Annotated in this window: 16 protein-coding genes and 2 pseudogenes; 7 read left to right on the plus strand and 11 right to left on the minus strand. The window is 44.0% G+C overall.

All coding sequences use genetic code 11. From position 1 onward, the window contains the following. Positions 1-94: 94 nt before the first annotated feature. Positions 95-2,236: a DNA helicase RecQ gene (gene recQ / locus BLV90_RS03225; protein WP_091736067.1), complete on the minus strand. Its 2,142-nt coding sequence runs from the start codon at positions 2,234-2,236 to the stop codon at positions 95-97. A 405-nt stretch (positions 2,237-2,641) separates the two neighbouring features. Between recQ and BLV90_RS03235 the strand changes: the two genes are divergently transcribed. Both BLV90_RS03235 and dinB read left to right on the plus strand, forming a co-directional pair. After that, entirely contained in the window at positions 2,642-2,986 is a 345-nt protein-coding gene (locus tag BLV90_RS03235) for a YolD-like family protein (protein ID WP_091736074.1), read from the plus strand. Further along, complete coding sequence (gene dinB, locus BLV90_RS03240; RefSeq protein ID WP_091736077.1) at positions 2,976-4,202, plus strand: DNA polymerase IV; 1,227 nt, start codon at positions 2,976-2,978, stop codon at positions 4,200-4,202. Before BLV90_RS03235 ends, dinB begins: the two co-directional genes overlap by 11 nt. 213 nt (positions 4,203-4,415) lie before the next feature. Here the strand turns inward: dinB and hutH are convergent, their stop codons facing one another. The 5 genes from hutH to BLV90_RS03265 form a co-directional block, all read right to left on the minus strand. After that, complete coding sequence (hutH, locus tag BLV90_RS03245; protein WP_091736296.1) at positions 4,416-5,942, minus strand: histidine ammonia-lyase; 1,527 nt, start codon at positions 5,940-5,942, stop codon at positions 4,416-4,418. Positions 5,943-6,507: 565 nt separating this feature from the next. After that, a complete protein-coding gene (locus BLV90_RS03250; RefSeq protein WP_091736080.1) occupies positions 6,508-6,903 on the minus strand; it encodes a hypothetical protein in 396 nt (131 codons plus the stop codon). 612 nt (positions 6,904-7,515) lie between these two features. Further along, positions 7,516-7,914 carry a hypothetical protein gene (locus tag BLV90_RS03255; RefSeq protein ID WP_091736083.1) on the minus strand — a complete coding sequence of 133 codons (399 nt, stop codon included), beginning with the start codon at positions 7,912-7,914 and terminating at the stop codon, positions 7,516-7,518. Between the two features lie 387 nt (positions 7,915-8,301). Further along, positions 8,302-8,706, minus strand: coding sequence for a hypothetical protein (locus BLV90_RS03260; protein WP_091736086.1), 405 nt, complete (start codon positions 8,704-8,706; stop codon positions 8,302-8,304). A 347-nt stretch (positions 8,707-9,053) separates the two neighbouring features. Next, a complete protein-coding gene (locus BLV90_RS03265; RefSeq protein ID WP_091736089.1) occupies positions 9,054-9,455 on the minus strand; it encodes a hypothetical protein in 402 nt (133 codons plus the stop codon). 629 nt (positions 9,456-10,084) lie between these two features. On the opposite strand from BLV90_RS03265, the gene BLV90_RS03275 reads away from it, so the two are divergent. The 4 genes from BLV90_RS03275 to BLV90_RS16115 all read left to right on the plus strand — a co-directional run bounded on the left by BLV90_RS03275 (position 10,085) and on the right by BLV90_RS16115 (position 12,321). Then, a complete protein-coding gene (locus BLV90_RS03275) occupies positions 10,085-10,408 on the plus strand; it encodes a hypothetical protein (protein ID WP_143034986.1) in 324 nt (107 codons plus the stop codon). Positions 10,409-10,675: 267 nt separating this feature from the next. Beyond that, positions 10,676-11,074 carry a hypothetical protein gene (locus BLV90_RS03280; protein ID WP_091736098.1) on the plus strand — a complete coding sequence of 133 codons (399 nt, stop codon included), beginning with the start codon at positions 10,676-10,678 and terminating at the stop codon, positions 11,072-11,074. Positions 11,075-11,186: 112 nt separating this feature from the next. Next, entirely contained in the window at positions 11,187-12,101 is a 915-nt protein-coding gene (locus BLV90_RS03285) for a tyrosine-type recombinase/integrase (RefSeq protein ID WP_245726237.1), read from the plus strand. 43 nt (positions 12,102-12,144) lie between these two features. Beyond that, a complete protein-coding gene (locus BLV90_RS16115; protein WP_177167874.1) occupies positions 12,145-12,321 on the plus strand; it encodes a hypothetical protein in 177 nt (58 codons plus the stop codon). An 846-nt stretch (positions 12,322-13,167) separates the two neighbouring features. On the opposite strand, the pseudogene BLV90_RS03295 reads toward BLV90_RS16115, so the two are convergent. From BLV90_RS03295 to BLV90_RS16795, 5 genes and pseudogenes are all read right to left on the minus strand, one after another. Beyond that, positions 13,168-13,620 (minus strand): annotated as a pseudogene (locus BLV90_RS03295) (Tn3 family transposase); the annotation flags it as partial. Positions 13,621-13,772: 152 nt separating this feature from the next. After that, on the minus strand, positions 13,773-14,180 hold the full coding sequence (locus BLV90_RS03300) for a hypothetical protein (RefSeq protein WP_091736104.1): 408 nt from the start codon (positions 14,178-14,180) through the stop codon (positions 13,773-13,775). 140 nt (positions 14,181-14,320) lie between these two features. Further along, positions 14,321-14,731, minus strand: coding sequence for a hypothetical protein (locus BLV90_RS03305; RefSeq protein ID WP_091736107.1), 411 nt, complete (start codon positions 14,729-14,731; stop codon positions 14,321-14,323). A 284-nt stretch (positions 14,732-15,015) separates the two neighbouring features. Beyond that, a complete protein-coding gene (locus BLV90_RS03310) occupies positions 15,016-15,420 on the minus strand; it encodes a hypothetical protein (protein ID WP_091736110.1) in 405 nt (134 codons plus the stop codon). 367 nt (positions 15,421-15,787) lie between these two features. Then, positions 15,788-15,930 (minus strand): annotated as a pseudogene (locus tag BLV90_RS16795) (HNH endonuclease); the annotation flags it as partial. Positions 15,931-16,074: 144 nt separating this feature from the next. Here BLV90_RS16795 and BLV90_RS03320 point away from each other — a divergent pair. Next, positions 16,075-20,367 carry a PolC-type DNA polymerase III gene (locus tag BLV90_RS03320; protein ID WP_091736113.1) on the plus strand — a complete coding sequence of 1,431 codons (4,293 nt, stop codon included), beginning with the start codon at positions 16,075-16,077 and terminating at the stop codon, positions 20,365-20,367. The last annotated feature ends 284 nt before the right edge of the window (positions 20,368-20,651 follow it).

Genomic DNA, 20,651 nt, shown 5'->3' on the forward strand with positions numbered 1-20,651 from the left:
AAGCGCTTAGAATGGATTTTAGGAGGGCAAAATTTAATTGACCGAACCCCTCATTTTCCATATAGGGCCTGACTCCTTATTCTATAGGGAGTTTTTATTTTTTCTCCGCTTGTTTGGCTAATACTGCTTTAATCGTTGTATAGGAAATCGGTTCAGGTAACTGTTCTTTAATGGGTCGTAGTTGAGTTCCTCCGGCCTGCTCAATGGCTGCTAGGATCATAGGTTCCTGATCTTGGGGGATCAGGCGATTCCAATCAACAGGGTGTCCTTCCTGGGAAGCGCGAAGGAGGTGATTATCCAAAGTGGTAGCGGTGAGCCCTCGTGTGGCGGCTACTTCATCTAAAGTGTGGCCTTCTTTCTGCCACATTCTCCAGGTGATGAGGTGGCTTGGCTCTTTCTGGTTTGGTTCTTTTTCATCTGAAGGGGACGATCCAGATGGAGTAGGAGAGGCAGTCGGAGTGATTCCTTCTTTTTCGATATAAGTACGGATCGCGGTGAGGAAAGCTTCTCCATACTTTTCTAGTTTCCGTTCACCTACCCCACGGATTGCTCGCATCCCTTCACGATCAATAGGACATATTCGCGCAAGATCAGTCAGAGTACTATCTGGAAAGATCATGTAAGGTGGTATTTGTTCAGTAGTCGAGAGCTCTTTACGCAGAGTACGAAGCGTTTCAAAGAGATTTTGATGTACGGGTGTAGCGGTAGTTGTCGATTTCTTTTTCACACGGAGGAGGACTGATTGCTTACCTTGTAGCACATCGATGGCTTTGGTGGTGAGCGCCAATACAGGGTACTCATCCTCAGTTACGCGGAGAAAGCCTTCTGCGGTTAATACCTGAATCCGATGAACGATATCCTTTTCCGTATATCCCTTTAGTAATCCATAGGTAGGGAGCTTGTTAAACCCAAGCTCCTTTACCCGCTTACTTGCAGAACCCTTTAATACCTTAGCTGTCAGAGAGACACCAAAGCGTTCACGCATCCGCTTCACACAGGAGAAAATCTTCTGTGCTTCCACAGTGACATCTGTTCGCTCCCCTTCATCTAGGCAGTTGCTACAATTGCTACATGACTTTCCTGGTTGGTCGCCAAAGTAGAGAGCAAAGGTTTCTTGTAAACAGGCTTGGGTATGGGCGTAACGAACCATCTCCGTTAACTTTTGATGTTCATTTTGCTTTAACTGGGGTGCCATATGAGACTGCTCGATGAGATACTTCTGGGTTTGTACATCGGAAGGGCTAAACAGTAAGATGCACTCACTTGTCTCTCCATCACGTCCTGCTCGGCCCGCCTCCTGATAATAGGACTCTAAATTGCGGGGCATCTGACAATGGATGACGAAGCGGACATTGGACTTATCGATCCCCATCCCGAAGGCGTTTGTTGCAACCATTCCTTGCACCCGATCAAAGGAGAAATCCTCCTGGGCTTGCTGGCGTTCATTTTCTGTGAGACCCGCATGATACTTACTGACAGAAAACCCACGACTCCTTAAAAATTGATGAAGTCCGTCTACTTCTTTCCGCGTGGCACAGTAGAAGATGCCAGGGTCTGTCGGGTGTTCACGAAGATACTGGAGGGCAAAGTCACGGATGTTTTCTCCATGGAAAACAGAGAAGGCAAGGTTTTCCCGCTTGACTCCGGTGACAAAGATATGTTTTGGCTGAAAGGAGAGGAGCTGAGCAATATCGTTACGCACTTCCTGAGTGGCTGTGGCAGTGAAAGCTGCAATGATGGGACGCTGTACTAAGGTGCTAATCCATTGTGCCAGGGAGCGGTAGCTAGGTCGGAAATCATGTCCCCATTGGGAGATACAGTGAGCTTCGTCAATTGTAATTAAGGATAAGGGCACTTGATATAATAATTGGCGAAAGCGATCCGATTCCAATCGTTCAGGAGCGACATAAAGAAGGCGATAAACTCCCCGGGCTGCATCAGCTAATCGGGTTTGCATCTCCTTCGCTGACAAGGTGCTATTGATATAGGCAGCAGGAATCCCTAGTTGATTTAAATGATCCACCTGATCCTTCATCAGAGAGATCAATGGAGAGACAACGAGGGATAGCCCATCCATCATCAGGGCAGGAATCTGATAACAGACAGATTTCCCCCCTCCTGTGGGCATGATTGCCAAGGTATTGTGACCAGCAAGGATGCTCTCGACAATGACTTCCTGACCAGGTCGGAAAGAGGTAAATCCATATACTTTATGTAACAGATCCAGCGGCTTCAATGGAGGTCCTCCTCTATCAAAGAGTTATAACGAATGATTTGATATCAGGCGTGCCAATTATCCAGAAGTGTGAAGGCAAGGCCATCTTCCATTTTTCGGCTAATCGACTGCTTGATTCGATATAATTCCATTATAGTGTTGGTTGGGAAATATAGGTGATCAAAAACGAAAAAACCGTCGAAAAAGATGACGGTCGTTCCTATTATACCGGATGAGTAAGGAGGATGGGAGAGGGAGTCTACTGGAATTTTATCATGCATCTGCCCCAAAATATGGGTGGGGTACCCTTTTAAAAAGAGCAGTGGGAAGAAAACGCCTCCCACCTGCTCTTTTTGTCACGTCACCTTATTTTGGAAGTATAATACGAACATATATTCTTATATACTGTATTTGAGGTGATCAGACGTGAAGGGAATCCATCGGGGGAACAAGTTGTGGGAGGGGCATCGAATCATTTTACCTCAACACGAAGATGCTTTATGGGAGAAGCGCCGGCACCAGGAGGAGATTATCCCCCCGAAGATTGATGAGGATGAGCTTGAGCAAATGAGCCGGAGGATCGGATGGGCCATGGAAGAAGAACGGCCGATCCTGCTTACTATTGCGGGGAAATATGGTGCTGAAACCTTCTGTGGTTTTATAGAGCGGATTGCGTTTCATGAACAGAGGGTGAAAATGCGTAACGGTAGGGATATTCGGTGGATACCATTCCATTCAATTATTGGTGTGGAGGAGCCCTATGAAGACTAAAGAAAAGAAACGAATCATTTTACTGGCGGATATGAATTCCTTTTATGCAAGTGTAGAACAAGCAATAAATCCGGCTTTAAAAGGTCAGCCTATTATTGTATGTGGAGACCCCGCACGTCGTCATGGGATCGTCTTAGCCGCATCCTATGAAGCAAAGGTAAATGGAGTCAAAACGGCAATGACTGTTGGCGAAGCACATCGGCTATGTCCAGAGGCTCATTTAGTACCGCCTCGTATGAAAACATATATTGAGGTATCCACTCGCATTGTAGAGATTATGAAGGAATTTTCGCCTCTGGTTGAACCCTTCTCCATTGATGAAGCCTTTGCTGAAATTACGGGTTGTGAACAATTATTTGGAGATGGAGAGAATACGGCGAAACTGATGCAGAAGCGGATTTCGCAAGAAGAAGGAATTCCTTGTTCCATTGGGGTAGGTCCCAACAAATTGTTAGCCAAAATGGCAGCCGGTTTTCAAAAACCATGGGGGTTGACGGTACTCACCTCTGACGATGTGCCTAAGCGGATATGGCCCCTTCCGATAAAGAAGCTTTTTGGTGTGGGTGGGCGAATGGAGCAACATTTTCAACGCATGGCGATTCGTACGATTGGTGATTTGGCTGATACAGACCCCGAATTGCTTGCACGACGATTTGGTGTAATAGGAAGAGTCCTTCATCAATCGGCCAATGGGATCGATTATAGTCCGGTGGACCCCCACACGCTTGACGGATGTAAATCCATCGGACATCAGTTTACGCTCTCGAGAGACTATGTTACGGAGAGTGAGATTAAAGTTGTTCTCAGAGAGTTAGCAGAAGAAGTAGGCACCCGTGCCCGCCGTGCGAAACGTGTGGGTCGGACAGTTTCCCTCTTATTGAAGGATGCGGATTTTCGTTCGGTTTATCGCTCCCTCACCATACCCGATCCCTCTAATATCGGTCGCGATATCTTTCATGCTTCTGTTCAACTGATGTCTGAACACTGGGATCGAGAACCGGTTCGTCTTGTCGGTATTACGCTAAGTAATCTTGTCCCCGACGATGCGGTTCAGTTGGATTTATTTAAGGCAAAGGATAAAGAGTATCAACTGGCTGAAGCGATTGATGGGATACGTGATCGGTTTGGCACGCAAAGTATCTTTTTGGCGCAATCTCTATCGGAGGCAAGTGTATTTACCGATCGGGCGGGAAAAATTGGTGGGCACATTCAATGAGTGATGGTGGTTCATATTAAAACCCCCGCTATGCTTATCACACCAAAAGCGGGGGTTTTAGTATAGGGTGTTGTCGTTTTTTCTAGGGACAGGATGGGCACATTGGATTACGGGTCCGTACCAAAGAAATATGAGGAAATCACTACGTGTACGTTTATTTAACCTTAAAATCCGACCCGCGTTGGGTTAATCATGCACGACTAGCTGAAGCTTTTACCCACTTAAATGGGAGGCAACGACTTGGCGAAGCTGGCCGCTTTGGATCAACACTACAGCCGCAACCATATCGGCTCCGCTTTCACGGTCATCACCAAGAGGGGGGATGACCTTGCGGATATGATCATAGGCAGGTTGGGTACCTGCTCCTAACAATCCTGTGCCAAATTCGAGGGCTTGGGAAGCGCAGATGGATTCAATGGCGAGGACATGGGTGACGTTACGGATGACTTGGTGCAATTTGCGCGTACCGAAAGCTCCCATACTCACATGATCCTCTTGATTAGCCGAGGAGGGGATGGAGTCCACCGAAGCAGGGTGGCAGAGGGTTTTATTTTCCGAGACGAGAGAAGCCGCAGTATACTGGAGGATCATGTACCCGGAGTGAAGTCCGCCCTGTTGGGTCAAAAAGGCAGGGAGCCCCGATAGCTGAGGGTTGACCAACCGTTCAGTACGGCGTTCAGAGATGTTAGCAAGCTCTGCCATAGCGATGGAGAGGAAGTCGGCCGCTAAGGCGAGGGGCTGGCCATGGAAATTGCCTCCGGAAATTACTTCCCTCTCCTCAGCAAAAAGTAAGGGATTATCGGTTGCGGCGTTGAGTTCCCGTTCCACAATGTGTTTAACATGGACAAAGGTATCCCGGCTTGCCCCATGGACTTGAGGGATACACCGGAGGCTGTAAGCATCCTGTACGCGCTTTTCACCAGGTTGGGTAACTCGCTCACTCCCCTGGAGCAAGTTTCTGAGTTGAGTGGCACAAGCGATTTGCCCCACCTGGCCACGAGCTTCATGGAGAAGAGGATGATAGGCATGGGGAATCCCGTTCAATGCTTCTACAGTTAAGGCTGAGATGATGTCAGCGGCATTGATGAGCTCCTCTGCTTTTAACAAAGAGATGGAAAGGAGGCTCGCCATCAGCTGAGTACCATTGATCAAGGCGAGTCCTTCTTTAGCTTCTAACACAAGCGGTGTAAGGTTCTGTTTTTGGAGAACAACCTGAGCTTCTTGTTTTTCTCCTTGGAATTGAACCATTCCTTCTCCGATCAATGGCAATGCCATATGAGCAAGGGGAGCTAAGTCACCACTTGCTCCGAGGGAGCCTTGACTGGGAACGATGGGATGAATGCCTTCATTGAGGAAGGTGAGTAGTCGTTCAACAACGATGGGTCGAATACCAGAATGTCCTTTCGCAAGGGCATTGGCGCGAAGGAGCATCATCCCGCGGACAGCCTCTTCCGACAGGGGTTCTCCCACCCCGCAGGCGTGACTCACGATGAGGTTGCGTTGCAAATCTTGTACTTGGGAGTGGTCGATTAAGGTGTCACTAAATTTACCAAAGCCAGTAGTAATTCCATAAACGGTATCACCGGCTTTTAACAACGATTCCACCATTTCTCGAGAACGGCTCATCTGCTGGATAGCATCGGGGTGAAGACGCACAGGGCGAGCGTGAAGAACCACTTCGCGAAAAGCTTGCAAGGTGAGGGAGTGGCCATCTAAGATGATGGGATCTGCCTGGGTCATCGGTGCGCTTTCCTCCTTTATTTGAGAAAAGTGTTCATAGAAAAGGGGCATCGAGTCTGTAGTCTCGATCCCCCTTTTTGCCTCATATGTGTTTGTACGCCCATCGGTTATCGTAGGCGGATGAGAATGCTTCGTCATGTTATTGTACTCCCTTCAAGCCAGTGGGTTCCAAGAAATGAACCAATAAAAATGAGATGATAAAGAATGACTTTACTCTTTTCCCTACGACTAGGTGGAATTCCTCCTAGTATACTTTGAGAAATTTAGAAGAGAGCATGATGGATCCTGTTTAATCGGAAAGCAACTGGCAGAGACGAGAGTTGCCGCTTCTACTCCACCTCAGACTTTGAGGAATTCGTCGCTAAGGTGGAAGAGGTAGGAGGAGAAGAGGCGAAAATAGTCGAATCGGCAGAGTGGTTGTATTAAAAGCCGTTCATCCCCCCAAGGGATAACGGCTAAATTGGCCAGCTGGTAGCGCCCCTTATTGTTCGGCTATTTATCGGACGGCAAAAATAAGACAAAAAGCTGATCCTCCTAGAGATCAGCTTTTTTCGTCAAATAAGGCTTAGGTGGAGAAATTATAGAAGTTTACTGTGGTTTGTTGAGAGTTATCTTTAGTTAGGACAAATTCTGCTCTGTTATTTGAACCATCAACAAACCCCCCAACATTATAAAACTCTCCACCTCCTCCATCTTTTACAGTGACCTTGCCTACATATTGAAAACCATCCGGATCTTCTTCCCATAACCAGTAAGTTCCATTAACGGCGGTTGAAGCTGACTTAAAGGTAAACTTGAAACTTCCTCCACTAGATTTAGCTACTGAACTTTGATCTGTAAATGTACTACTTCCTATATAATCCCAAAATTGAGCTTGGTAATCATCTGCAAATGATGCAGATGGCATTAATAGAGAAGCAGCTACAACAGCAATCATAGCAGATATTTTTTTGAATATCATGATAAAACCACCTTTTTGTTATATTTTACCTTCGAAAACATTATATACAATATAAACAAAAAGTCAATTCTGTTTTTTCTTAAAATTAATTCATATTTATAATTAATGCGTCAGTAATCTGAATAATCAGTTATAATGATCTCAAATCAAGGAGCTGGTGAAGGTCCCATCTATTCGAATTCGCTCAGTCCAAAAGGAATTCAAGGGAAATCATATGACACTTACCGTAACCACAAAGAATAACCATGTCGGGTTTGATGTGTACAAAAGCGATGGCTTTCGCGTATATCATGTAATGGGGGAACAGTGACAGAGAGGGAACAATCAAACGTTATGTTACAGATACCGGAGGAAGCTATACGATTCACTTAGAATGTCAAGAGACCTTCTGGAATGACAATGATTGTGATGCTGTAGCCCGAACTTCATCCTGCATATTAATATCTTATCTCTCAAAGAATAAGGCTATCGATACTGTTTACAATGGCTAATTCTTTGAGTCATATTTTATATATGTTACGACGTTGGCCAACATGCTTTTCACCTCGAAAAGTGTTGGCCAACGTTTTTTTGTCTTTGTTCGCTTATTTAATATAAAATATTCTAACTTATTCAATCATAGAATTTTACTGTGGCTGTTTTAGAGTTATTTTTCATTAGGAGAAATTCTGCTTTGTTATTTGAACCATCAACATACCCCCCAATACCATAAAACACTGCACATGGATGCGTACCAGCGCTTATAGTGACCTCGCCTGCAAGTTGATGATCATCACCATCATCTTCCCATAACCAGTAGGTTCCAGGAACGATGGTTGAAGTTTGGCTAAAGCAAAATTGGAAATTTCCGCCACTAGATTGAACTGTTGAACTTTGAGTTGTAAATGTACTCTTTCCTACATAATCCCAACCTTGAGCATTGAAACCATCTGCAAATGATGCAGATGGCATTAATAGGGAAGCAGCCACTGCACCAACAGCAATCATAGCAGATATTTTTTTGAATATCATGCTAAAACCACCTTTTTGCTATATTTTACCTTCGAATACATTATATACAATATGAACAAAAAATCAATTCTGTTTTTTCATTAAAAAAGGAGTGCCAGGTAAAATCCTGGCACTCCTTTTTGCGGCCACTTGTAGATTGACAATAAAGTTATTTAATTTTAAAACCTCAAACACGTACCCCCGTCCTGATTTTAGAGGTGAAATAAGGTCTTTATTGCTTCCTACGTATTTCTTTTTGATCCACCCATATGAAACTCGTTCGGACCTTAAAGAGAGACACACTTGGTGTGAACCCGTGGGCTGTACCCATATGAGATAGACCCCCATCTAAAGATGGGGGTCTTGTGATGTAATCAGTGGGGAAGGCTTTTACACGGAGTGCCATCTCTATTTGACATCAACCGATACATAACCAGAATAGTAGTAACTGTCGTATTTATCTCTGATGTCTACATAATAGGTTCCAGCTTTCATATCAGTAAATTCCGCTGCCATACTTAAATTTTTCCAAGAAGTGCAACTACCGCTGGAGGAGCTGCATAGTCTTGCATCCAAAGAAGAAGGGCTGCCGTCGCTTTTCTCTCCTGTGCTTTTCTTCACTTTCTCTAGTGCAGATACTCTCACTTGTACATTTTTATCGGAATTAGTAGTTTTAATCGTTTCTTCGTATTTTCCGTCTTCTGTTTTGAAATATTTCCATCCGTAAAAGTTATCCGCATAGGCTGGTACTGCACTCACAACCATGAAAGTAAACAGAGCCACAAATAGAATTGCCATTTTTCTTACATTCATCAAAATACCCCCACCTTTTCTTAATTTTAGTTCTCACTACACCTAAATTGTAGGAAAGTTGTTAATTGAAGTCAATTAATTCGAGTATTTTTGATTATATAGCAAGAGCCCTGCCACTACCCTTTTTCTTACCTTGATGGCTATGTGCTGTGACCCTAATCCGAGAACGATTTGGCGAACAAAGTATATTCCTAGCTCAATCCTGGCAGGGATGGGGCCACTTGCTTGTTTTTTTATCAAAATAATACTATCATGATGAAAATAGTAGAGTAGGACGGAAATTTCCTATCCTACTCGGGGTCTTGTGATGTATTCAGTGGGGAAGGCTTTCACACGGAGTGCCGTCTCTATCTGACATAAACATTTACTAAACCAGAGTAGTAGTAACTGTCGTATTTATCTCTGATGTCTGCATAATAGGTTCCGGCTTTCATATCAGTAAATTCCGCTGCCATACTTAAATTTTTCCAAGAAGTGCAATTCCCGCTGGAGGAGCTGCATAGTCTTACATCCAAAGAAGATGAGCTACCGTCGCTTTTCCCTCCTGTGCTTATCTTCACTTTCTTTATTTCAAATGCATACACTTGTACATTTTTCTCGGAACTAGTGGTTTTAAACGTATGATCGTATTTTCCGTCTTCTGTTTTGAAATAATTATTGCCGTAGTCTGTCGCATAGGCTGGTACTGCACTCACAACCATGAAAGTAAACAGAGCCACAAATAGAATTGCCATTTTTCTTGCATTCATCAAAATATCCCACCTTTTCTCAATTTTGGTTCCCACTACTTTACAGGCATCTGCATATTATTTCAATCTTTGAATATAGTCAATTTACTGAACTTGTCGAATTAACTTATATTAAAAAGAAATACGCCTAATAGCTCCCAATTACTTCTTTATCCAAGTTTTTTAAGGGTAATGAAACTTGTTATCCTTTAAAAAGGGCGCAAGAAAATACTTAACATGAACAATCAAGTATGAAATCACCCTCCCCCTTTGCCTGTTTTGCTAGACTGCTTAATACCGCTTCAGGATTTCTCCTCTCGCTCCTTCCTGTTTTAGTACTAAGCTGAGTGAGCTGCTCCCCTTCGCCATGTACCAGGCTTTCCCTGGCTCGGACTACTACGAGAGCTCCGTCGCCATATTGGGTTTTCAGACTTTTAGTCATAGCCACTCAGGGCTGCCCAACTTAGGCGATCCCCATTTAGCTTCCATAGAACATGCTCACAATGGTTTCGGATGCGATGTTCGTCCATATCCTCTGATTGAGGGTGTGTCCTGTGTAGAGCCCTGTCAATGGTTGAACCATGTGACCATTGACACTACAAGACGCAACGTTTGCTACCACCTTCCGTTGCGGGCGACATTATTCCCACTTGGACTGTCGTTCAAGCAATCCAGCTTTCATCCTTGTCCATTGCTACTCACCTCGCCCCTCAGTCGCGACTTGGTGGTTAGTCGACTTGGGACTTTCCCAGCATGCTATTTTCCCCCTTTGGTTTCCCTCCAAGGTAGGCTGGGTGGTGACAGATCTTGTGGACTCTTTGATCCTCCGCTTGCTAATGCGGATTTCTATAGACGCCTTATGGGCGCACTGGAACGCTGTCCTTGTCTGGATCAAGACGGTAGGGATCGCCATTTATAATGTACTTCATCGTGCCCAAGTAAAAGACCACTGTCCTATTGGTATTGTCCCCTAAAGGTAGACAGCGGTCTTTTACTTGTATATGTCCCTTGGTATCTCTGACAAACCAGAGGTAAAAACCAAATTGCTTTTCCTTTACATAATATGATTTATGTAAAGGAATTTTCCGAAAATACTTGCTTTTTCTTGACATAACACGTAGAATGAAGATAGAAATTACCTTTACATAACACGAAGGAGTTGTCTTGTTACCGTTTCCTCTGCTAGGACTTTTATGGTTGTTGAGAGGCCGGGTTGAAAAAAGTGAGGGGAGGTCGTAAACTTGACTCTTTTTCTTCAAAGGACATTCAATGTAGTCGTCTATATAATCTCTCGATTGTTAGTATTACTCTTATTAACTGTTGTTACTATATACAGAAACATCATCTTACTGCCGGTTTGGATTGGACGCTTAGTATCGTTTATCGTAACTCTTCCGGTCATATTTATGTCGTTGTTTGTTAGGATCGAGGTAATTTTTGTTTTTCTATTAATGACCGTGGATATCGCTTTTATCGTCTACCGCTGGGATGATTTTATGAGGGAACTTGTACAGTTAGGAACGCTCTCGTTCTGGATCGATCTCGCATATTTTGCGTTGCTAGCCGTGGTTATCGGAATAGTGATCGGGTACCGATTTAAAAGAGAAAACGAAAAAGAGAGAGAAAGGGAGGCTGTTTAATGGGGATGGGTGACATGCAAAAAATCCCTTGGAATGCTTGATCCTTTCCACAGAAAAACTAAGTGACCGAAAGGGGGCAATAGGGCTCCCTTTCTTAAATGGAGGAACATCAGTGATCGAATTTATGGAATGGCTACGAGCGAATGGGAAGAGGAAAGAAACTCTAGATGCGTACGGGGCAGCAGTTAATGCATTGGCCACATGGTATGAGGAGCAATCCGATCGTGCGTTTGATCCTGATCAAGTGACAACCCGGGACCTTCACGATTGGATCGCCTACATGAAAACGGTCCAGCGGCGAGCAGACAGCACGGTGAATCAGCGGGTCGCAGCGATTAAAACTTATTGGAAATTCCTAATGGAAACCGAGAAAACGTCGTTGAATCAGGCTCAACCGATTCGGATGAAGCGCTTGTCTGCTCTTAATCAGGCTCCTCGATGGCTGCCCCGTAAGCAGCAGTCCGATCTCCTTCACCTTGTAAAGAAAGAGAAAAATCCATGGAAAAGAACACGTAACTTGGCAATTATCCAGACCATGCTTCAAGCGGGGGTTCGCGTTTCAGAGGCGGCGGCGTTAGAGATGGATGATCTTGATTGGAAACGAAAACGCCTGATTATATGGAATGGTAAGGGAGGAAAGACCCGCAGAATAGAAATGAATTCCGATTTAATCCGTGCTTTCAAGGAGTGGGAAGAGCAACGTGGTGATGAACCATCGCTTTTTCTTTTTCTGAGCAACCGCGGGAAGGATCAAATGACAAGACAAGGCATTCATTACATGATCCGTCGATACTTTGATCAATTAGGGATTACAGGAGATGAGTTTTCCACCCATTCTCTCCGGCACTCGTTTTGTAAAAATCTGATTGATGCACGTTCAAAAGATCCACAGTTGGAGCGGATAAGAATTACATTGGTAGCTGAATTGGCAGGTCATGAGAGTTTAGAAACCACTCGTAGGTACGTTACTCCCAGTGAACAGGACCGGAGAAGAGCTATAGAGAGTATATCGGAGGAGAAAGAGTGATCGTTAAAGCCATTAAACGGAAGGGTTATGGAGGGGGAGAAGGATGAGTGGAAAGAACGTATGGAAAGTAAGAGTGAGGGGGCTTAAATTAGGGGCTTCATTGCATCTGGCCACGGGTCAAGATATTTCCCGAATTATCATGGGGTCATCTGAAGGGTGGGTACTTCATGAGCCAGAGGGTAAAGTTATTTTTTCAACCTCCGACTATGATGATTCATAGCTAGGGTTGAATCAGAGATAGATGATATAAAGATAATGGAGTCAATAGAGCGTGACGCTGATTGGTTATATTAATGAGAAAAACTGAGACCCAATACCCCTGGGTCTCAGTTTTGTCCATATCGTTACCAATAGAAAGGAAAAATGTAATAACAAAGGAAGGAATAGTGTACATCAATGTCAAATGTACTATTGTAGGTAATTAAAAGTAATTTTTAGGAGGTAATTAAAGTGAAAAAACTGGGTTTGTCACTCTTGTAAGGAAAGTTTATTCAAGGATAGGATTGGTAACCATTAAATAATAATTTTATTGTTTAATGGTAAAAAATTAAGAAATGAGGAATCCGCATTGAAAAGAAAAATGATAGTATCGCTTGCATCTCTTTGTTTGGCTTTTATTTTCTTCTTTTCGTCTATTGGAAATGTTTTCGCTGCGTACGATGATTGTAACCTTAGGAAAGGTGATCCTGGATGTACTACTGTTACTCCAATAAGTGCGAATAGTAGCAAACATTTTGTAGACATTGGCATAAAAAACGAAAGTCCAAATGACACGATTGAAGTTAGGGTAATAGACACCAAAAAATCGACAACCGTATACAAGAAAGCTTATGGGCCAGGGACAAAAACCATTTCTTCTCGTATAACTGGCTTATATTCTACCTATAGACTCGACTTGACCTGCCTAGGTTCGGAATGTAACGCTTTCGGAAAAATCGATAATTACTAAGAAGCTTTATGGGTTCTGGTGCGAAAAACGGATGGAAAACGGGTGTTTTTGCCCATCCCCCCGAAAAGGTGGAATAAGGAGTCTCCTCAAGTGTTTTAGAGGGGACTCCTTAAATAATTACTCTATTTCTGGTATAGCTGTTGAATGGGCTAATTCTTGAATGATTGTATCCATGTCAACAGACTCTTGTTGTTTATTAAACTCGTATCTTCCGTAGAGATTAATATGTTGCCATGCAACTGGAGAGATTTGTTTCATAACATCTGAATCTTGACCATTGCTCTCTCTATAAGCGAGCATATTAGATAAAATACTGGCATTGTAATAAATAATGCAATTGGCGAGTAAGCGACTGCACTCCCCCCATATATGCTGATCATTTTTGTTTTTGAAGCGTAGTTTACCGAAATTAGCATAGGATACCGCTTTGCGTAACTTGTGATAACTTTCCCCTCGATTTAATGCCTTTTGCACATTGCGACGTAAGGGTAGGGAGTCAATATAATTCAGGAAGTATAAGCTTTTGATAATATTGTCATACTCCCACTTTGAGTTTGTTTCGTTATTTTTGAACCACTCTATTGAGACCTAGAGTGGTTCAAAAATAAGGGTCGCCCTTTTCTATCTCAACAGGTTGTACCCATACATCACAAGACCCCCATCTTTAGATGGGGGTCTTGTGATGTATTCAGTGGAGAAGGCTTTCACACGGAGTGCCGTCTCTATCTGACATAAACCGATACATAACCATAGTAGTAGTAACTGGCGTATTTATCTTTGATGTCTACATAATAGGTTCCGGCTTTCATATTAGTAAAATCCACTTGTTCAGTGCTTAAATTTTTCCAAGAAGTGCAACTACCGCTGGATGAGTTGCATAGTCTTACATCCAAAGAAGAAGGGCTGCCGTCGCTTTCCTCTCCTGTGCTTTTCTTTACCTTCTTTATTTTAGTTACTTTCACTTGTGTATTTTTATCGGAACTAGTGGTTATAATCGTTTGTTCGTATTTTCCGTCTTCTGTTTTGAAATCTTTCCAGCTGTAAAAGTTATCCGCATAGGCTGGTACTGCACTCACAACCATGAAAGTAAACAGAGCCACAAATAGAATGGCCATTTTTCTTACATTCATCAAAAATCCCACCTTTTCTTAATTTTGGTTCTCACTACACCTAAATATGGTCATAATTTTTAGATTCTTGGTCAGATAACATACATCTATTCGAAATCGGCTAGGTGGGCATCCTTGAAGTCTCCACCTAGTAATACCCTTTAATCTGGGAATACAGTAACACCTACATAACCATAGTAGTAGTAACTGGCGTATTTATCTTTGATGTCTACATAATAGGTTCCGGCTTTCATATCAGTAAAAATCGCTGCACCACTTAAATTTTTCCAAGAAGTGCAACTCCCGCTGGAGGAGTTGCATAGTCTTACATCCAAAGAAGAAGGGCTGCCGTCGCTTTTCTCTCCTGTGCTTTTCTTTACCTTTTTTATTTCAGATACATACACTTGTACATTTTTATCGGAACTAGTGGTTGCAATCGTTTGTTCGTATTTTCCGTCTTCTGTTTTGAAATATTTACTGTCGTAATAGTTATCCGCATAGGCTGGTACTGCACTCACAACCATGAAAGTAAACAGAGCCACAAATGAAATTACCATTTTCCTTACATTCATAAAAAATCCCGCCTTTTCTTAATTTTGGTTCTCACTACACCTAAATTGTAGGAAAGTTGTTAATAAGAATCAACTAATTCGAGTATTTTTGATTATATAGCAAGAGCCCTGTCACTACCCTTTTTCTTAACTTGATGGCTATGTGCTGTGACCCTAATCCGAGAACGATTTGGCGAACAAAGTATATTCCAGCTCAATCCTGGCAGGGATGGGGCCACTTGCTTGTTTTTTTATCGAAATAATACTATCATGATGAAAATAGTAGAGTAGGACGGAAATTTTCTCTATCTGACAAAAACATTTACATAACCATAGTAGTAGTAACTGGCGTATTTATCTCTGATGTCTGCATAATAGGTTCCGGGTTTCATATCAGTAAATTGCACTGCCATACTTAAATTTTTCCAAGAAGTGCAATTCCCGCTGGAGGAGTTGCATAGTCTTACATCCAAAGAAGATGAGCTACCGTCGCTTTTCTCTCCTGTGCTTATCTTCACTTTCTTTATTTCAAATGCATAGACTTGTACATTTTTCTCGGAACTAGTGGCTTTAAACGTATGATCGTATTTTCCGTCTTCTGTTTTGAAATAATTATTGCCGTAGTCTGTAGCCGCATAGGCTGGTACTGCACTCACAACCATGAAAGTAAACAGAGCCACAAATAGAATGGCCATTTTTCTTACATTCATCAAAAATCCCACCTTTTCTTAATTTTGGTTCTCAATACTTTACAGGCATCTGCATCTTATTTCAATCTTTGAATATAGTCAATTTACTGAACTTGTCGAATTGACTTATATTAACAGGAAATACGCCTAATAACTCCCAATCACTTCTTTTCTCCAGGTTTTTTTAAGGGTAATAAAACTTGTTATCCTTTAAAAAGGACGCAAGAAAAGAAAATACTTAACATGAACAATCAATTATGAAATCACCCCCGTGAGGTTTTCACAGTAGGGTAAGGACCCAGCGCCTTGTCCCGTTTCCGGTATAGGTTTCCAAATCCTCCCCTCCGACCGGACATACCCCTCTCAAGGTATCCGGCTCTCCACCCACTCAATCTAGTTTTCCGTGGTGAAGGTCTTTATGGCATTTCTTGCAGAGCGCCATAGTTTCCTTGCTCTGGCGATCATTCTTTGCTCCCATAATTCTTTCCCTTTGAGATCCTTAAGCCGTTTTATATGGTGCACTTCCATTTGAGGATTTGTTAAAGCCGCTTAAAAAATGCGAATAACGCCATTCTATCAGGCGTTATATATGCTGCATCTCCTTCCTAGTGTCTAGTCCTTCCTCTGTCTTTCTGATACACTTTTACCATGGATTTTTTGGAACGGAGGATGACGATGGCCGAAGAAACACAGGATCGATGGCTTCAGGTCTTAGAGCGAGCAGAGATACCATGGGAAGTGGCCCAACGTCACTTCCCGGGAGCTGTGATCGAAAAGGTGAAAGTGAGCCGGCGTAAAAAGAGTTGGACTTTTTATCTGCGGTTAGCCGAGCCAGTTCCACCTAATATCTGGTTTCGAATGCAGGAGAAAGTGAAAGAAGCTTTTCAGGATGTAGTCGATATCCAATTTGTTGTGCAGTATCATCAAGCCAATTTGGCCCAATTGGCAGAAATGTATTGGCAATGGATTCGGCAACAAACCGCTGAAAAAATCTCCCCCTCTGTTGCGGGGTGGTTTGCCCGTGCGCAATGGAAGATGGAAGGAGAGCGTCTGACGCTCTCCTTTCCGAATGAGATGATGGTGAAGATGGCGGTTTCCAAACAGCTGGATCAAGTGGTTAGTTCCCTCTTTCATGAAGTGTCGGGGACACGAGTACAGGTGGCCTTTACTTATACACCAGAGGAAGGGGCTAAGGAGAAGTTCCTTGAGGAGAGAGAAGAAGCAGAGCGACAACTCGTCGAGGAGGCGATGAACTCCTTGGAAGCTGCTGAACCTCCACCAGGAGAAGCAGATGCATCATCAGCGGGCCCTGTGGCCATCGGGTATGATTTTAGAGATGAGCCGATTTTGATCCGGGAGATTACCGATGAGGAGCGCAGGGTTTGTGTGCGTGGGAAGGTATTTAAGGCAGAGGTACGTGAGCTTCGGAGTGGCCGTACCCTAATCACCTTTAATGTGACGGATTATAGTGATTCCATCGCGGTGAAAGTATTTGCTCGGGATAAAGAAGATGCGGCGACTCTTTCTCGGGTGAAGGATGGCATGTGGGTGACCTTACGCGGTTCGGTTCAATTTGATACCTTTGCCCGCGATCTTGTCATCATGGCCAACGATCTGCGAGAGGTTGAATCCTATCGCAGAGAGGATAACGCACCTGAAAAGCGGGTAGAGCTTCACCTACATACGGCGATGAGTGCAATGGATGGTGTATATGAACCCGTCGAGATGATTAAACGGGCGGCCCAGTGGGGGCATCCTGCGGTGGCGATCACCGATCACGGGGTATTACAGGCGTATCCAGATGCCTATGCCGCAGGGAACAAGCAGGGGATTAAAGTGATCTTCGGCTTAGAGGCCTTTGTGGTGGATGATGGTGTGCCTGTCGTGGTAAATGAAGCCCATCGGGAATTAAAATCGGACACCTATGTCGTATTTGACGTAGAGACGACCGGATTGTCTGCTGTCCATGATGAGATCATCGAGTTGGCAGCGGTAAAGATGCGAGATGGGGCAATCGTGGATCGTTTTGAAGCTTTTATCAACCCGCATCGGAAGCTGAGCTCCTTGATTACCGAGCTGACAGGGATTACCGATGACATGGTGAAGGATGCACCTGAGCTTGCAGAGGTGTTACCTCGGTACTTAGCGTTTATTGAGGGAAGTGTTCTCGTCGCGCACAATGCCCGTTTTGATATGGGCTTTTTACAACAGGCTTGTAAGAAATTGAATCATGAACCTGTAACCAATCCAGTGATTGATACCCTTGAGATTGGTAGACTGCTTTACCCACGGTTAAAAAATCATCGCTTAAACACGCTTTGTAAACAGTTTAATATCGAGCTAACCCAACATCACCGGGCGATCTTCGATGCCGAGGCAACCGGTTATCTCATGTGGAAGATGGTTACTGATTGTATCGAACGAGAATTGACCCACTTGGATCAATTGAATGGTTTGACGGGAGATCGGGATCTCTCGCGCTTGCGACCTTTCCATGCCACGATTTTGGTAGAGAACTATACAGGATTAAAGAACTTATATCGATTAGTATCCAAGGCGCATATGGAGTATTTTCATCGTACGCCGAGAATTCCTCATAGTTTGCTAGCAAAAAACCGTGAGGGTCTAATAATCGGTTCTGGTTGCGAAAAAGGAGAATTGTATGAAGCGGCTTTACAAAAGTCACGGGAAGAAGTGGAGCAGGTAGCTGGTTTTTACGACTACTTAGAAATCCAGCCACCTGCGGTCAATCAACACTTGGTGGATAAAGAGATTGTCGATAGCCCGGAGCGGTTGCGCGAAGCGAATCGCCTCCTCGTGGAGATGGGTGAGAAACTGGGTAAACCAGTGGTTGCTACTGGAAACGCTCATTACCTGGATGAATGGGATGCGACCTATCGTGAAATCCTCGCTTTTAACCAAACGGGTGGCTTTAGAAATAGTGGCCCACTCTCTCCCGCACATTTCCGGACGACAGAGGAGATGTTGGAGGAGTTTTCTTTCCTCGGGAAGGCGAAGGCGAAGGAAGTTGTTGTGGATAATACCCGTGCCATTGCGGACCGAATTGAGGAGATGAAGCCCTTCCCGGATGATCTTCATACGCCAATTATTGAAGGGGCAGAGGATGAATTGCGCCGTATCTGTTATGAAACGGCAGAAGGGTTATATGGATCACCCTTGCCAGATATTGTGGAGAAGCGATTAGAGAAGGAATTGGGGAGTATTATCAAGCATGGTTTTGCTGTAATCTATCTCATCTCTCATAAACTGGTAACCAAATCCCTCGATGATGGCTATTTGGTAGGTTCTCGGGGTTCGGTAGGCTCCTCTTTCGTTGCGACGATGAGTCATATCACCGAAGTAAATCCGCTACCTCCCCATTTTGTGTGTGGATCGTGCCGATATAGCCGCTTTATTGCAGATGGGACGGTTGCTTCGGGGTTTGACCTTCCTGATGAGGATTGTCCAACCTGTAAGACAAAAATGATGAAGGATGGTCATGATATTCCTTTTGAAACTTTCCTTGGCTTCAAAGGGGACAAGGTGCCGGATATCGATCTCAATTTCTCGGGTGAGTATCAACCTCGGGCACACAAATTCACAGAAGAGCTTTTTGGTAAAGAGTACGTCTATCGCGCAGGAACGATTTCGACGGTTGCGCAAAAGACTGCCTTTGGATATGTGAAGAAATTTGAGGAGCATAAGGGGCATCAATGGCGTGGAGCGGAGATTGACCGGATGGTTGAGGGATGTTCAGGGGTGAAACGGACGACGGGTCAGCACCCAGGTGGCTTGATGGTGATCCCTCAGAATAAAAATGTGTTTGATTTTACACCGATTCAACGTCCTGCAGACGATATGAAATCAGAGACGGTAACGACTCACTTTGATTATCATGCGATCAGTGGTCGACTGCTTAAATTGGATATTCTGGGGCACGATGATCCGACGGTGATTCGGATGTTACAGGACTTGACAGGAATTGATCCGAAGACGATTCCAGTCGATGATGCTGAGGTGATGAAGCTCTTCTCAGGAACTGAATCCATGGGTGTTACGCCTGAGGAGATTGGTACCGTAACTGGTACGTTAGGAATTCCCGAATTCGGTACCCGGTTCGTACGTCAGATGCTAGAAGATACAAAGCCAACTACCTTTAGTGAGTTAGTACGAATCTCTGGATTATCCCATGGTACAGACGTTTGGCTGAACAATGCACAGGAGCTTGTTCGCGCACAAACCGCTGTTCTTTCTGAAGTAATCTCTACCCGAGACGATATTATGATCTATCTCATCTATAAAGGAATGGAACCCTCTGTTGCTTTTAAGCTGATGGAGAAAGTACGGAAAGGGAAAGGCTTAACCGAAGAAGAGGGAGAACTGATGCGGAGTCATGATGTTCCTCAATGGTATGTGGACTCCTGTCGAAAGATCAAATACATGTTCCCAAAAGCGCACGCTGTGGCCTATGTGATGATGGCGGTGCGAATTGCGTGGTTTAAAGTGCATCGTCCGATTGAGTACTATGCTACTTATTTCACTGTCCGTGCAGATGATTTTGATGTGGAAGTGGTTCTTAAAGGGGCTGACGCGGTCAAAAAAACGATCCTAGAGATCGAAGAGAAGGGGATCTCCGCTAGTCCCAAGGAGAAAGGGCTTATGACCGTACTAGAATCTGTCCGGGAAATGATGGCCCGCGGACTTTCTTTTAAGAAAGTGGATTTATACCGGTCTGATGCGACTCGCTTTCTCGTTGATGGAGATAGCTTGATCCCACCTTTCTCCTCTGCGACGGGGGTAGGAGTAAACGCAGCCAGTAATATTGTAGAGGCTTGTAAAAGTGGTGAATTTCTCTCCATCGAAGATTTGCAAAAACGGAGTCGGGCAACCAGTGCAGTGATTGATGTATTACGGCGTCTTGGCTGTTTAGAAAATTTGCCAGAAAGTAACCAACTTACCCTCTTTTAAAGTCTTTTAAAAGATTGATTTTGCGGATGCGGTTCCGTGTGTGATATGATGCAAGAGTGAACGGTTTCAGCCACCATCCATTTAAACTATGGTTGGGAGAGAATCCGTTATGCGGGTGTAGCTAACATATACCACCTGTCGTGTGACCGCTTATTGGACGGATTTTTAGCAGGCGTTGTAGTTCACTATCTTTTTGGCTATACTGATAGAAGAATGAAGTCCGGCCGAGGAGAGTGGGTTTGTCACCCACTCTTTCCCTTTGTATCGGGTTCTAAGGGAAGTGT

The sequence above is a fragment of the Marininema mesophilum genome (assembly GCF_900106775.1).
In the GTDB taxonomy this organism is placed as follows: Bacteria; Bacillota; Bacilli; order Thermoactinomycetales; family DSM-45169; genus Marininema; species Marininema mesophilum.